The organism is Candidatus Pelagibacter bacterium nBUS_28 (assembly GCF_051200915.1).
Classification (GTDB): Bacteria; Pseudomonadota; Alphaproteobacteria; order Pelagibacterales; family Pelagibacteraceae; genus Pelagibacter.
Map to the genome: position 1 here is coordinate 1,208,282 of NZ_CP172844.1, position 15,340 is coordinate 1,223,621.

13 protein-coding genes and 1 pseudogene are annotated in these 15,340 nt (G+C 28.8%); 7 read left to right on the forward strand and 7 right to left on the reverse strand.

Annotated features, from left to right (window positions below; genetic code table 11):
• Positions 1-23: 23 nt before the first annotated feature.
• Positions 24-2,798, reverse strand: coding sequence for a DNA polymerase I (polA, locus tag ACIJYC_RS06435; protein WP_435165811.1), 2,775 nt, complete (start codon positions 2,796-2,798; stop codon positions 24-26).
• A gap of 115 nt (positions 2,799-2,913) precedes the next feature.
• Here polA and ACIJYC_RS06440 point away from each other — a divergent pair, with 115 nt between their 5' ends.
• Entirely contained in the window at positions 2,914-3,465 is a 552-nt protein-coding gene (locus ACIJYC_RS06440; protein ID WP_435165814.1) for a biotin transporter BioY, read from the forward strand.
• Here the strand turns inward: ACIJYC_RS06440 and ACIJYC_RS06445 are convergent.
• Positions 3,458-4,020: pseudogene (locus ACIJYC_RS06445) on the reverse strand (ActR/PrrA/RegA family redox response regulator transcription factor). The gene ACIJYC_RS06440 and the pseudogene ACIJYC_RS06445 sit on opposite strands and share 8 nt — an antisense overlap.
• A 146-nt stretch (positions 4,021-4,166) precedes the next feature.
• Between ACIJYC_RS06445 and ACIJYC_RS06450 the strand changes: the two are divergent.
• The 3 genes from ACIJYC_RS06450 to speB are packed head-to-tail and all read left to right on the forward strand — an operon-like array spanning position 4,167 to position 7,273.
• Complete coding sequence (locus ACIJYC_RS06450; protein ID WP_435165817.1) at positions 4,167-5,351, forward strand: type III PLP-dependent enzyme; 1,185 nt, start codon at positions 4,167-4,169, stop codon at positions 5,349-5,351.
• A complete protein-coding gene (locus tag ACIJYC_RS06455; protein ID WP_435165820.1) occupies positions 5,351-6,394 on the forward strand; it encodes a 1,9-bis(guanidino)-5-aza-nonane synthase in 1,044 nt (347 codons plus the stop codon). Before ACIJYC_RS06450 ends, ACIJYC_RS06455 begins: the two co-directional genes overlap by 1 nt.
• A 3-nt stretch (positions 6,395-6,397) precedes the next feature.
• Positions 6,398-7,273, forward strand: coding sequence for an agmatinase (speB, locus tag ACIJYC_RS06460; protein ID WP_435165823.1), 876 nt, complete (start codon positions 6,398-6,400; stop codon positions 7,271-7,273).
• Positions 7,274-7,275: 2 nt separating this feature from the next.
• On the opposite strand, the gene ACIJYC_RS06465 is transcribed toward speB, so the two are convergent.
• Genes ACIJYC_RS06465 through ACIJYC_RS06480 form a run of 4 tightly spaced genes read right to left on the reverse strand, consistent with a single transcriptional unit; the run spans position 7,276 to position 10,802 of the window.
• Positions 7,276-7,824, reverse strand: a complete 549-nt coding sequence (locus ACIJYC_RS06465; protein WP_435165826.1) for a queuosine precursor transporter — start codon at positions 7,822-7,824, stop codon at positions 7,276-7,278.
• On the reverse strand, positions 7,824-8,135 hold the full coding sequence (gene rpmB, locus ACIJYC_RS06470; protein WP_435165829.1) for a 50S ribosomal protein L28: 312 nt from the start codon (positions 8,133-8,135) through the stop codon (positions 7,824-7,826). The genes ACIJYC_RS06465 and rpmB overlap by 1 nt, the downstream gene beginning before the upstream one ends.
• A 52-nt stretch (positions 8,136-8,187) precedes the next feature.
• Positions 8,188-9,240, reverse strand: coding sequence for a quinone-dependent dihydroorotate dehydrogenase (locus ACIJYC_RS06475; protein ID WP_435165832.1), 1,053 nt, complete (start codon positions 9,238-9,240; stop codon positions 8,188-8,190).
• Positions 9,240-10,802, reverse strand: coding sequence for a lysine--tRNA ligase (locus tag ACIJYC_RS06480; protein ID WP_435165835.1), 1,563 nt, complete (start codon positions 10,800-10,802; stop codon positions 9,240-9,242). The genes ACIJYC_RS06475 and ACIJYC_RS06480 overlap by 1 nt, the downstream gene beginning before the upstream one ends.
• A gap of 89 nt (positions 10,803-10,891) precedes the next feature.
• On the opposite strand from ACIJYC_RS06480, the gene ACIJYC_RS06485 reads away from it, so the two are divergent.
• The 3 genes from ACIJYC_RS06485 to ACIJYC_RS06495 are packed head-to-tail and all read left to right on the forward strand — an operon-like array spanning position 10,892 to position 14,446.
• Entirely contained in the window at positions 10,892-12,331 is a 1,440-nt protein-coding gene (locus tag ACIJYC_RS06485; protein WP_435165838.1) for a TrkH family potassium uptake protein, read from the forward strand.
• A 2-nt stretch (positions 12,332-12,333) separates the two neighbouring features.
• Positions 12,334-13,710 carry an AmpG family muropeptide MFS transporter gene (locus ACIJYC_RS06490; RefSeq protein WP_435165840.1) on the forward strand — a complete coding sequence of 459 codons (1,377 nt, stop codon included), beginning with the start codon at positions 12,334-12,336 and terminating at the stop codon, positions 13,708-13,710.
• Entirely contained in the window at positions 13,700-14,446 is a 747-nt protein-coding gene (locus ACIJYC_RS06495) for an NlpC/P60 family protein (protein WP_435165843.1), read from the forward strand. Before ACIJYC_RS06490 ends, ACIJYC_RS06495 begins: the two co-directional genes overlap by 11 nt.
• Here the strand turns inward: ACIJYC_RS06495 and ACIJYC_RS06500 are convergent.
• Entirely contained in the window at positions 14,443-15,339 is an 897-nt protein-coding gene (locus tag ACIJYC_RS06500; RefSeq protein WP_435116258.1) for a prephenate dehydrogenase, read from the reverse strand. The two genes, ACIJYC_RS06495 and ACIJYC_RS06500, sit on opposite strands and share 4 nt — an antisense overlap.
• Position 15,340 lies beyond the last annotated feature (1 nt).

Here is a 15,340-nt window from a genome sequence, read left to right on the forward strand (position 1 = left end):
CTAAATTGGGCAATATATTTAAATTAATGAAGCATTCCCCAATTATCTCCAACATTAACATCAACAGTAAGTGGAGTTGAAAATGAATGATAGTCACTTTGAGCAACGCTGGTCATTTCTTCTTTGATTAGTTTAATCATTATTTTTTCATCTTTTTTTGGTACTTCAAATATTAACTCATCATGAATTTGTAAAAGGATTTTAGATTTAATATTTTTTTGTTCTAATAATTTTTTGTCTAATCTAATCATAGCTAAACGCATTATTTCTGATGCTGAACCTTGTATAGGTGCATTGATTGCAGCCCTTTCTTGAAAATTTCTGACATTAAAATTTTTATCATTAATTCCATTAAAGTGGGAGCGTCTACCAAAAATATTATTTACATAGCCACTTTTTCTACAAAACTTAATTGTGTTGTCCATGTATACTTTTATCTCTGGGAATTTAGCAAAGTAAGCGTTTAAAAATTCTTCTGCCTCATAATTTGAAACATTAATTTGCTTTGCTAAACCATACTGTGAAATTCCATAAATAATACCAAAATTAATAGCTTTAGCTTTTCTTCGATGATCTTGATTTACATTTTTAATATCTATGTTGAAAATCTGGCTTGCTGTTAAAGAGTGGATGTCCTCATTATTTTTAAATGCCTTTTTGAGCTCTTTAACATCTGCAAGATCTGCTAAAATTCTCATTTCAATTTGATTATAATCTGCTGAAATTAATAAATGATCTTTTTTAGCAGCAAAAGCTTTTCTAATATCTTTTCCATCTTCAGACTTTATAGGAATATTTTGTAAATTTGGATCACTGGATGCTAATCTGCCAGTTGTAGTAGCTGCTAATAAAAAAGAAGTGTGTACTCTTTTTGTTGTAGGATTAATATGTTCTGGGAGGGAATCTGAGTAAGTATTTTTTAACTTTGATACTTGTCTCCAATCTAAAATTAGTTGTGGAAATTCGTGCCCTTTAAAAGCTAAATCCTCTAAAACACTAGCGCTTGTTGCAAAGCTTCCTTTTTTAGTTTTTTTTAAACCTGCTATTTTAAGATCATTATAGATTATTTCACCTAATTGCTTTGGAGAGGCAATATTAAATTCTTTTTTTGAAATTTTAAAAACTTTTTTTTCTAAGTTCTTAATTTTTTTTTCAAATTTTAAAGAAAGAGATTTTAGAAATTTACTATCTACTTCAATTCCTTCCATTTCCATAAAAGCAAGAATTTTTATTAATGGTTTTTCAAATATTTCATAAATATTAACCATTTTTTCTGACTTCAAATTTTTGATAAGCTTTTTGTATAATCTTAAAGTTATATCGGCATCTTCAGCAGCATAATCTTTAGCTTTATCAATCCCTACATCGCTAAAATTTATCTCTTTTTTTCCAGTTCCAACAATCTCTTTAAAAGAAATTGTTTTGTGGCCTAAATGAATTTCGGATAGTGTGTCCATGTTGTGTCTATTTTTTCCAGCGTCCAATACATATGACATAAGCATTGTATCTTCCATTGATGAAATTGTTATTCCCTGTTTATGTAAAACTATAAAATCAAACTTAATATTTTGACCAATTTTTTTAACACTAGGATCTTCCAATAAAGGTTTTATTTTTTTTATGACAATATTTTTATCAATACATTTTGATGATTTATGTCCAATTGGAATATAACAAGCTTTACCAATCTTAGAGCATAAAGAAACACCAACTAAATCTGCCTGATGAGGATCTAAAGAATTTGTTTCAGTATCTACCGCAACCTCTCCTGCTTCTTCAGCTTCTTTTATCCATTCATCAATTTCGTCAGAATTTTTTATTAAATGATAATTTTTATTATTAATTGTCTGCTGTTTTTCTGGTGATTTTAACTCACTTGGTATGCCTGATAATTTTGGTTCACCATATGCAGAAATGACAGAACTTAAAAGTCGGTTAAACTCCATCTCTCTTAAAAATGCATAGAGCTTATCTTTGTCTATTTCTTTTAACTTAAATTCACTTAACTCCCTATCAATTGGAGCATCTTTCATTAAAGTTACAAGTTGTTTGCTAATTAATGCTTTGTCTTTATTTTCAATTAAAGTTTCTCTTCTTTTATTTTGTTTTATTTCACCGGCTGATTTTAAAAGTTTTTCTAAAGTTCCATACTTATTGATTAATTCTGCAGCCGTTTTAACTCCTATGCCTGGTACACCTGGAACGTTATCACTGCTATCACCAGCAAGAGATTGTACGTCTATTACTTTTGAAGCATCAACCCCAAATTTTGTTTGAATATCTTCTTCTGAAATAAATTTATTTTTCATAGGGTCAAAAATACGAACCCCTTTTTTATATAATTGCATCAAATCTTTATCTGATGAAACAATTGTAACTTTAGCACCTTTCTTGAGTATTTTTTCAACGTAAGTTGCAATTAAATCATCTGCTTCATAGTTGGGTAAATCAACTGAAGGTAAATTAAAAGCTAACACTGATTTTCTGATATACTCAAATTGAGGCGCCAAATCATCAGGGGCTTCTGAACGATTGGCTTTATAATCGCTATAAATATCATTTCTAAATGTCTTTCTTGCGGAGTCGAAAATTACTGCAAAATGAGTTGGTTTCTGTAAATTTTGATCAGATTTTGAATCTTCAAGTAATTTAAAAAGCATACTACAAAATCCACTTACAGCTCCTGTTGGTAATCCATCACTTTTTCTAGTTAATGGAGGTAGAGCATAATAAGCTCTAAAAATATATCCTGAGCCATCAATAAGGTAAAAATGATCTGTTTTTTGAATTTTATCCATTAAAATATCATTAAATATTACAGGCGTATTAAAATCTGTATATAAAAAAATTTACTTTTTTTAAGATCGTTAATTATGTCTAGATTATTTTAAAGTTTGATAGTATCATTCATTTATGGAGTTAACCAAAAATATATCTCAAACTAAATTAATAAAAACAATCTTAGCAATAATACTTGGATCTATAGCGCTGACAATTTCAGCTAAAATTAAAATACCTTTTTACCCTGTTCCAATGACTATGCAAACATTTGTGGTTTTGTTTTTAGGTGTTAGTCTTGGATACAAAATTGGACTTGCAAGTATAGGTTTATATTTGTTTGAAGGGATTTTAGGTTTGCCTGTTTTTTCAAATTCTCCAGAAAAAGGTGTTGGATTAATTTATTTTACAGGTCCAACTATGGGATATTTAATAGGTTTTTTAACTGCAGGATATTTAGCTTCAAAAATAAATAGTAAAGATAGTTTTTTGATGGTTTTAGTTAAGCTTGCGGTGGCTACTTCAACAATCTATATATTGGGATTATTATGGTTAGGAATTCTTATTGGATGGGACAAACCAATTATAGCATTAGGAGCCAAACCATTTCTACATGCAGAAATTTTTAAAGTAGTACTTTTAGCTCTAGTAACAAAACAAATTATAAAAATTAGAAGCTTTATCTAGGTGATCTTTTAGAGAGAATTCTTTGTAAAGTTCTTCTGTGCATTTTTAATCTTCTTGCTGTCTCAGAAACATTTCTATTACATAATTCAAATACTCTATGTATATGTTCCCATTTCACTCTATCTGCAGACATTGGATTTTCTGGAGGAGCAGCTTTTTTGCTGGATCTGCAAGTAATGCCTTTTCAACATCTTCTGCATCAGCTGGCTTAGCAAGATAATCAATTGCACCCTCTTTGACGGCTGCTACTGCTGTTGGAATGTTTCCATAACCTGTCAGCATAATTATTCTGCTTTCATTATTTGAATTTTGAATTTCTTTTACAACCTCTAGTCCATTACCATCTCCCAGTCTTAAATCTACCACGGCAAAACCAGGTTTTTTTGCTTTAACAGAGTCTACACCTTTTTGTACACTTTCTGCTTGAGTAACCTCAAATCCCTTTTTCTCCATTGCTCTAGCCAGTCTCTCTCTAAACGGATTGTCATCATCAACTATAAGTAGAGATTTATTCTCAAAATCGTTGATATTTTTAAGGACTACTTGTTTTTTCATCAGTCTAATATGGTGATTAGCTAAGATAATTCAATGCCTATTATTTGCTTTACATTGTTAATCTATAGCCTTAATAGGAGGAAATTTTAAAGTTTTTTAGCAATAAAAAGCTTTTTTTTATTAAATTTTTTTTGGAGGCATTTTAAATGCAAAAATTTAAATCAGTTGAACAAATAATAAATCAGCTGAAACCTGAAAAACCGATATACTGTATAAGAAAGAATTCAATTCGTTCTGCGGTAAAATATTTCAACAAAAATTTTCCTGGTAAAATTTTATATGCTGTAAAGACAAATCCACACCCTGCAGTAATCAAAACGATCATAGATAGTGGTGTTGAACAATTTGATGTTGCTTCTATAGAAGAAATTAAAAGTATTAGAAATTTTAGCCTAAAAGCAAAATGTTCATATATGCACACGGTTAAGAGCAGAGAGAGTATTAAAGAAGCTTATTTTAATTATGGAGTTAAAACATTCTCACTGGATACTAAGGATGAATTGATAAAAATAATTGAAAGTACAAATAATGCAAAAGATTTAGAATTATTTGTTAGGGTTGCAGTTTCTAACGAACATGCTGAAATTGATTTATCAAAGAAATTTGGTGCATTGAACTCTGAAGCCGCAGGATTATTAAGATTAGTAAAACAACATGCAAAAAAAATTGGACTAAGCTTTCATGTTGGATCACAATGCATGCATCCAATTTCGTACTCAAAAGGAATTAATGAAATTGGAAATATAATTAAAAAAACAAAAATTTTACCTGATTACATTAATGTAGGTGGAGGGTTTCCAACAATTTATCCTGACTTAGTACCTCAATCTATGGATAGTTATTTTAATGAAATTAAAAAAGGATTAGATAACTTAAAACTTGAAAACTTGCCTGAAATTATTTGTGAGCCAGGAAGAGCCTTGGTCGCAGAAAGTGGCTCTACAATTGTAAGAGTTAATTTAAGAAAAAAACAAAAACTTTATATAAATGATGGCACTTATGGAACTCTGTTTGATGCAGGAACACCGAATATAGTCTTTCCATCTAAAATGATTAAAGATAATTCAAATAAAATAATATCAAAAAAATTAACTGCTTTTGATTTTTTTGGACCAACATGCGATAGCATGGATTATATGAAAGGTCCTTTTCTTCTTCCTAATAATATTAAAGAAAATGATTATATTGAGCTTGGCCAATTAGGTGCTTATGGTTTAACATTTAGAACTCAATTTAATGGCTATTACTCAGATGAAATCTTTGAAGTAGAAGACAAACCAATCATGACAATGTATGACAAAGACATTAACAAAGCTACTTTGGTTGCTTAATGTCAGATCATAAAAACCCAGGTCATAATAGTAAAAAAGACTTCCTAAAAAATCCTGTTGAGCATATCGATATTACTTCGTTTGACTCTCGAAAAATAATTTCCTCAATGGAGAAAATGTCTTTTGTGTCAAGAGAAACAGCTAATGCTGCAAATATATATAACGAGATGTTGAAAGATAAGGATTGTACAATATTTTTAACTCTAGCTGGATCAACATCAGCTGCTGGATGCATGAATATTTATAAAGATTTGGTAAAATATAATATGGTTGATGCAATTGTTGCAACTGGTGCTTCTATAGTGGATATGGATTTTTTTGAAGCTCTTGGATTTAAACATTATCAAGGTTCACAATTTCAAGATGATACTGAACTGAGAAATAATTATATAGATAGAATTTATGACACTTACATCGATGAAGAAGAACTTCAAATGTGTGATAAAATTATTTGTGATATTGCTGATACTTTAGAACCAAGAAGTTATACATCTAGAGAATTTATTTATGAGATGGGTAAATATTTGAAGAAAAATTCAAAAAAGAAAGACTCTTTAATTGAAACAGCTTTTAATCATAATGTACCAATTTTTTGTCCGGCATTTACAGACTCAAGTGCTGGTTTTGGTTTGGTAATTCATCAAGAAAAAAATCCAAAAAAACACATAACTATAGATTCTGTTAGAGAGTTTAGAGAACTAACAGAAATTAAAATTAAATCTAAGGGGTCTGGCCTTTTTATGATTGGCGGAGGTGTGCCAAAAAATTTTATACAAGACACTGTGATTTGTGCTGAATTATTAGGTAAAGAAGTTGATATGCACAAATATGCTGTGCAAATTACTGTAGCTGATTCAAGAGATGGTGCTTGCAGTAGTTCCACTCTAAAAGAGGCTAGCTCATGGGGCAAAGTTGATATTACAAAAGAACAAATGGTATTTGCAGAAGCAACAAGTGTATTACCCTTAATTGCAAGTGATGCTTATCATAAGGGTGAGTGGAAAAATAGAGCTAGAAAAAACTTCACAAAAATTTTTGAGTAAAAATTGAAATATCTTTCAAATAAAAATGGATTTCTAGGAATTGATAATAAAGTCAATTTTAAAGAAAAAGTTGTAATAGTTCCTTTTGGTTTAGAGAAAACAGTTAGTTATGGTGGGGGAACCAAAAATGGACCAAAAGAAATTATCAAAGCTTCTCATCAAGTAGAACTATATGATGAAGAATTGAATTGTGAACCGTATAAAAAAATAGGTATTAAAACTTTAAAACCCTTTAAAATAGATAAAGATATCAAAAAAGCACTCTCTAAAATGTCTAAAATTAATAAGGAAATTTTAGATAAAAAACTTTTTCCAATGACCTTTGGAGGTGAGCACTCAATTACACCTGGATGTATTGCCCCTTTTGTAAAAAAATATAAAGATATTTGTCTTCTACACTTTGATGCTCACGCAGATTTAAGAGAGAGTTATAATGGAGAGAAATTTTCTCATGCCTCAGCAATAAAAAGATGCTTAGATTTTCCAAATGTCTCTTTAATCTCTTTTGGTATAAGAAATATATCTGAAAGTGAAATTCCTTTTTTAAAGAAAAACTCATCAAGAATTAATATTTTTTGGGCAAAAGATAAGAGTAAATGGAATTTAAATAAATTTAAGAAATTAATAAAGAATAAAACAGTTTATCTTACATTTGATGTTGATGGCTTAGACTCAAGTATTATGCCTGCAACTGGGACCCCAGAACCAGGTGGGTTATTATGGGATGAAACATTAAATATTATTAGAATTGCAGCAAAAAATTCAAAAATTGTTGGTGCTGATATTAATGAATTATCACCAATAAAAGGTTTTAATTCCTATAACTTTCTTGTAGCAAAGTTAGCTTACAAAATTTTATCTTACAAATTTTTGTACTAAATTTAAATTGGCTTACTAATTTTAAGTAAAATTCTAAAAGGTATCAACATTACTAAAGATACAAATAATTTTACTGCTAAATCACCTAATGACAATGTTATCCAAGGAACTCCTGTTGCATAAAACGATATTGAAAAAAATAAAAAAGTATCAACTGTTGAGCCAATAAAAGATGAAGTTAAGGGTGCAATAAACCACTCTTTTTTTCTTAAACGATCAAAGATTTGAATATCCAGTAGTTGTGCTGTGATAAAAGCAACTCCAGATCCAATTGCTATTCTTATTGAAATTAAATCTGCAAAATCAGTTGAAAATAAAAGAGTAAAGATTATTCCTATAAAAAATCCAATATATACAATTTTTCTAGCTAAAAATTTACCATAAAATCTATTGGCCAGATCTGTAATCAAAAAAGCTATTGGATAACTAAAAGCTCCATACGTAAGGATTTCACTTAAGCCATAATAGTTTATTGGAAATTGTACGAGATAATTAGATGATAAAACAACTACTCCCATCAAAATTGATAGGGTAATAAATAGTTTGCTCATTAAGCAGATTTAGCTACAGGCTTTTTCTTAAAAGGAGATTTTATTAGTATGCTTTTTTTTAATTTTTTTAATCTTGGAGATAAATTTTTATTTTTAACAGCTTTAAGAAATTCATCAAAACTACCTTTTTTATCAACAGATCTAACACCTGAATTGCTGACTGTTAGTTTTAAACTTCTCTTCATTAGTTCACTTGTGAACTTTACTTTTTTTAAATTTGGCAAAAACCTTCTTTTGGTTTTGTTGTTAGCATGACTAACATTATGACCTTTCATGGGGATTTTACCGGTTAATTCACATTTTTTTGACATAATAATAGTGCCTATATAAGGGGAGATCCGTAAAGCGTCAAGTTTAATACATTTAAGATAGAGTTTTATTTCCTATAATTTCTGTATAATTTTTAACACCATCTCTAATTAATAATTCTTTTAGCTCCTTTTTAATAATTCCAGCAATATTTGGACCATTAAAAACCATTCCTGTATAGATTTGAACAAAATCTGCTCCAGCTATAAATTTATCATAAGCTGACTGACCAGAGTCAACTCCACCAACACCTATTATTTTAATTTTTCCTTTTAACAATTTGTAAAATTCATTTATCAAAATATTAGATTTTTCTTCTATAGGTTTTCCAGACAAACCACCTTTTTGATGTCTTTGGATATTGCCAAGTTTGTCTCTGGTAGCTTCTGATGTGTTTGAGACAATTATTGCTTTTATTTCATGCTCTAAAAGAATTTCAGAAATTTGGCTCACTTGATCTTTACTTATGTCCGGTGAAACTTTAACTGCAATAGGAATATTTGAATTTAAATTTTTCTTTTCTTCCATGATAGATTTGAGCAGATCTTGTAGCTTATCTCCTTCATGAAATGTTCTCAAATTCTCAGTATTTGGTGATGAAATATTTATTGTTATATAGTCTGCATCATCATTAAAAGTCTTTAATCCAATTAGATAATCATTCAATCTATCACTGGAGTCCTTATTAGGGCCAATATTAATACCTAATAATCCTAATTTTTTATTTCGCTTGATACGATCTTTAACAATTTCAGCACCATGATTATTAAAGCCTAGTCTATTAATCAAAGCTTCATCCTCTACCAATCTAAATACTCTTGGCTTAGGATTACCATATTGTTTTAAAGGAGTAATTGTTCCAACTTCTACAAACCCAAATCCTAACTTAAATAATGCATTATATACCTCAGCGTTTTTATCAAACCCAGCTGCCATTCCAATTGGATTGTCTAAATCTTTACCAAAAATTTTTGTTTGAAATATTGAGTCGTTTTTGTGTTCATCAAATACGTTTGGAATTAAATTAAATTTTAACGACTTGATTGCTAGAGTATGTGCTTTTTCTGGATCTACTTTAAATAATAGTGGTCTTAGTTTAGAAAACATTATTTTAATTTATTCATTAACAGCTCGGTAGTTTCTTTTACACCAAAAAAACTTATAAAAAATCCCATTCGAGGTCCATTTTCATCCCCAAAAACAACCTCATATATCAATTTAAACCAATCTCTTAGATTTTCAGCATAACCATTTTCTTTTCCTGTTGAATAAATCAAAGTTTGAATATCTTCTGGTGACATTTCATCAGTACAATTTTCAAGAGTTTTAACCAATGCTTCGAGTGCCAATCTTTCTGACTGATTTGGTGTTTTATATTTTTTTTGAGCTTTAATTACATCATTAAAGTATTTTATTGCATAACCAACCAAGCCGTCAAAGATTGGAAAATTTGCTTCAGAAATATCTGGTTTATATTTCTTAACAAACTTCCACAACAAATCCTTACTGTCAGCATTGCTTGTCTCAACTAGATTGAGCAACATTGAAAATGTCATAATCATTTCTTCCTTTGGAATATTGCCATTGTGAACATGCCATACGGGATTCATCAATAACTGTAGCTCATTTTGTTTTTTAGATTTTTCTATACAATCTAAATAATCATCAACTGCTTTTGGGACTATTTCTTTATATAGTTTTTTTGCTCTTTTTGGATTTTGATACATATACAAAGATAAGCTTTCTGGTGAAGCATATTCTAACCATTGATCAATTGTAATACCGTTACCTTTTGATTTTGAAATTTTTTCACCCTTTTCATCTAAAAATAGCTCATAAGCAAAGCCAGAAGGGTTTTTCTTTCCAAGCAAATTTATTATTTTTGTAGATAAAATTGCACTTTCTATCAAATCCTTTCCATACATCTCAAAATCAATATCTAAAGCGTACCATCGCATTGCCCAGTCAACTTTCCATTGTAATTTACAATTTCCATCTAAAATACTTGTCTCTAATTTTTTTCCTTTATTATCAAAAATAATATTTGATTTTTCTTTATCAATTTCGATTACTGGAATTTCTAAAACATGTCCTGTCTCAGGGCAAATAGGCAAGAAAGGACTATAAGTTTGTTGGCGCTCTTTACCTAGCGTGGGAATTATAATATTCATAATGCCCTCATAATTTTCTAAGATAATTTTAAGTGTAGGATTAAAAAATCCACTTTTATAAAGTGATGTAGAGCTCTGAAAATTATAATTAAATTTAAAACTATCTAAAAAATTTTTTAACATTTCATTGTTGTGTTCACCAAAGCTATCAAATTTTTCAAACGGATCAGGAACTTGGGTTAGTGGTTTGTGAAGATTATCCTTTAACAATTCTTGATTAGGAACATTATCTGGCACTTTTCGTAAACCATCCATATCATCAGAAAATGTTATAATTTCAGTTGGAAAATTAGATAATTGTTTTAAAGCATTTACCATCATTGAAGTTCTTGCAACTTCACCAAATGTTCCTATATGTGGGAGACCACTAGGACCATATCCTGTTTGAAGAGTAATTTTGCCTTTTTTTTCTATGAAACTTTTTCTCTCTCTAAGTAATTTTTTTGCCTCAACAAAAGGCCAAGCACTAGTTTTATCTAAATTTTCTTTTTTTATCATGAATTATGCTTCTAAAAATCTTAAATCAGTGATTTTACTAATTCTTATAGAGTTGAAATTTATTTACCATAAAATAATGTTCTTTCAAAATGTCTAATTACAAAACTGTTTTTTTTACACTAGGAATTTTGCAAATAATTCTAGGTGTTTCGATGTTCATACCTATTATTGTGCAATTTGCCTACGCTGAAATAGACTCATCATTTTTTGGGGCATCAATCATTACGATAATTTTTGGGACTTTATTTTTTTTATCAAATTTAGATCATGATAAAAAATTAAATTTACAACAAGCATTTTTGCTTACTGCACTTTCTTGGCTAAGTATTGCAATTTTTGGATCTTTGCCCTTTATATTTTCAACAATAGAACTTTCTATAACAGATGCATTTTTTGAGAGTATGTCTGGAATAACAACCACTGGTTCAACTATTATTTCAAGTCTAGAATTTACACCAAAGGGAATTTTATTATGGAGAGCTATACTGCAGTGGTTGGGGGGAATTGGTATTATTGTAATGGCGATAACTTTAATGCCAATAATGAATGTTGGTGGTATGCAATTATTTAAAATATCGAGCAACGACTCATCAGAAAAAATACTTCCTAAATCAAAAGAAATAGCTTTAAGACTAATTTATATTTATTCAGGATTAACTATCATTTGTGCAATGACTTATTGGTTATTCGGAATGAGTAAGTTTGATAGTTTAACTCATGCTATGACCACAATAGCCACGGGAGGTTTTTCAAATTACAATCAGTCTATTGGTTATTTTGATAGTATACCAATAGAGATAGCTTCTATGATATTCATCGTTTTAGGAAGTATACCATTTATTGCATACATTAAATTTATTAGTGGAAACAAAAAAATTTTTTTAACAGATGTGCAAATTAGAACTTTTTTTAAAATTATTATCACTACAATTTTATTATTGTCTGCATACTTGCTTTTAAATAATCATGAAAATTTTAGCCTTAGGTCAGTTTTCTTTAATAGTATTTCTATATTAACTGGAACTGGTTACGTTAATTCTGAATATGATAGTTGGGGTAGCTTTCCAATCACATTGTTTTTAGCCCTTATGTTTATGGGTGGTTGTGCTGGATCAACTACTTGTGGTATTAAAATTTTTAGAATTCAAATTTTATATTCATTTATATCAACTCAACTTAAAAAAATTATATATCCTAAAGGTGTATTTGTAATTAAATACGACCAAAGTTCAGTTGATGATAAATTTATTGCATCAATAATTTCTTTTATTTATTTTTACTTTGTTATTTTCTTTATTCTTGCAGCATTACTATCTTTAACAGGTCTTGATTTTATCACTGCACTTTCAGGAGCTGCCACATCAATCTCTAACGTTGGACCAGGATTGGGCCCTATAATTGGTCCTAATGGAGATTTTTCATCCTTACCTAATATTTCAAAATGGATTTTAACAGTTGGTATGATTTTAGGTAGACTTGAGCTATTTGCAATATTAGTATTATTTCTACCATCTTTTTGGAGAAACTAACAATGCTTGAAATAAAAAAACAATCTCTGTCAGAAACTTTTTCAGTTTATTTTGATAGAAGAATGTTGAGAATATTATTGCTTGGAGCTATTTCTGGTTTTCCATGGGTATTAATTGGCAGTAGTTTAAGTTTGTGGTTAAAAGAAGAAGGTTTAAGTAGATCAACTATAGGATGGGCTGGATTAATATTTGGGGTATATGCATTCAATTATCTATGGGCACCGCTTATAGATAGACTTCAAATTCCTTATCTTACAAAAAAACTTGGTCATAGACGTGGCTGGATAGTTTTAATGCAAATAGCAATTTTAGTTAGTTTGATTGTTTGGAGCTTAATAAATCCAACAGAGAATCTAGCACTATTAATTACGGTTGGTTTGATCATCGCAATTGCATCAGCTACACAAGACATAACTGTAGATGCATTAAGAATTGAACAAATTGGAGAAAATGAAGGTAAATCAATGGCTGCAGGTGCTGCAATGGCGGTAGTTGGTTGGTGGAGTGGATATAAATTAGGTGGTGTAATAGCTTTATTTACCGCAGAGTATTTTCAAAATATTGGCATAGTTAATTATTGGCAATCAACATTTTTAATTTTAGGTGTCGTGGTAATTTTAATGAATATTGGACTTATGTTCGTTCATGAAGCTCATTCGGATTCTAGAAAAGTTAATCAAAAGAAAGCTGACGAATTGATTCAAAGTAAAATTGGATCAAAAAATTTTATTACCAATATAATTGCATGGATAAGCGGTACTCTTGGTGGTCCAATAATAAGTTTTTTTAAAAAAAATGGGTTTTCAATAGCTATAGGTATTTTAGGTTTTGTGTTTTTATTTAAGATAGGTGAGGCATTTTTAGGTCGTATGTCTATAGTATTTTATAAAGAAATAGGATTTTCAAAGGGTGATATTGCTATTTATTCAAAAACTCTAGGCTGGATAACGACTGTGATATTTACTCTATTGGGCGGTCTATTTGTAATTAGATCTGGAGTTTTAAAAGCAATGTTTCTTGCAGGTATTTTAATGGCTGCAACTAACTTATTATTCACAGCGTTAGCTTGGAGTGGAAAATCTGAATGGTTATTTGCCGTTGCTGTAATTTTTGATGATATAGCAGCTTCTTTTGCTACAGTTGCTTTTGTAGCATTTATTTCTTTACTAGTAGATAGGACTTACACAGCAACTCAATATGCATTACTAGCATCAATTGGAACCGCTGGAAGAACAACACTTGCGTCATCATCTGGAGCATTAGTAGATTGGTTAAATGGAGATTGGGGTACATTTTTTATTTTAACAGCAATAATGGTTATTCCTTCTTTAATTTGCTTATGGTTTATTAAAGATAAATTAAAATTAAGTGAAAAATAATTATTTTTTTAAGAAACAATTCTCTAATATTTATAAAAAAGCTTCAAAAAATTCTGAAGTTACATCTCAAATAATTTATGGTGAAAAATTTAAAATTTTATCAAAGAATAAAGAATGGATTAAAATTAAAACATTATTTGATAATTATATTGGATACATAGAAAATAAAGCTTATGTAGATAAGTATTTTCCAAAATACAAAGTCTATTCTTTAAAGGCTAGAATTAGTAACAAATTTAATAAAAAGACTAAAAATTTTTTACCTTTTGGATCAAAAGTTGATCTTATTAATGAGAATAAAAATCATATAGAATTTGAAAAAAATAAATGGTTAAAAAAAAGTGACTTAAAAAAAATTAATCATAAAGAAAATAACTTTAATAAAATATTCAAATTATTTCTAAAAACAAAATATGTTTGGGGAGGAAAAACATATAAAGGTATAGATTGTTCTGCATTGCTTCAAATGTTTAATTATTACAATATGTCTTATTATCCAAGGGACACAAAAGATCAGATTAAATATTCGAATAAAAAAATTATAAAAAAAGTTTTTAAAAAAGGGGATATCATTTTTTGGAAAGGACATGTTGCAATGTGTATAAATTCAAAAAAATTGATACATGCATATGGACCTGAAAAAAAGGTTTTGATAATGCCCATTTTACAAACAATAAAAAGAATAGATGAAACAGCAAAATTAAAAGTAAAAAAAGTTTCTTCTATTAAATATTAATTTCTGCCAAAATCTGGCTTATTTATATCTTGTTTTAATTTTATAATTTTTGATCTTACTTTTTTGGTTTGAATTAGTTTTTTTAGAATTGATTTATTATTTCTAGAATTAATATCTTTTTTAAATGAATTTAAATTTTTAATAAATAAATCAATTACTTTTGAAATATTTTTTTTGTTATTAAAGAATATATCTCTCCACATGATTTCATTGGAAGCAGCTATTCTTGAGAAATCTCTTAGTCCACCAGCGCTATATTTAATCAAGTCATAATTTTGAATTTTCTCAAAATCTTGTGCTGATTTTACCAAATTATAAGCAATTAAGTGAGGAAGATGGCTCGTCATTGAAAATATTTTGTCATGTTTTTCAGCACTCATAATAACAATTTTTGACCCCATCTTTTTCCAAAAACTACTTAATAAATTTAAATGTTTTTTCTTAGTATTTTTTTCTTTAATTAAAACACACCACTTGTTTTCAAATATATCTTGTTTACCATTTTCAGGCCCACTAACTTCTGATCCTGCAATCGGATGTCCTTGAGTCCAAGTAATACCCTTTTTTAAAAAATTTTTTATTATTTTTGACGACTCTATTTTTGAAGAACCAATATCGGTGATTATATTCTTATTTGATAAAGATTTATTCATTTTAAGAATTAAATTTTTATACTCACTCATAGGTGTGCTTAAAATAATTAGATCTGATTTTTTTACAGCTTGATCTAAATCTTTTATAATTATACCTGGAAGTTTTAATCTTTTTATTTTAGATACATTTGAACTAGATTTTTCATAAATAAAAATTTTATTTGCAATTTTTTTTTTATGTATTCTTCTTAACAGAGAAGAGCCTAGTAGACCGCAACCAATAATTAAAATATTTTTCATA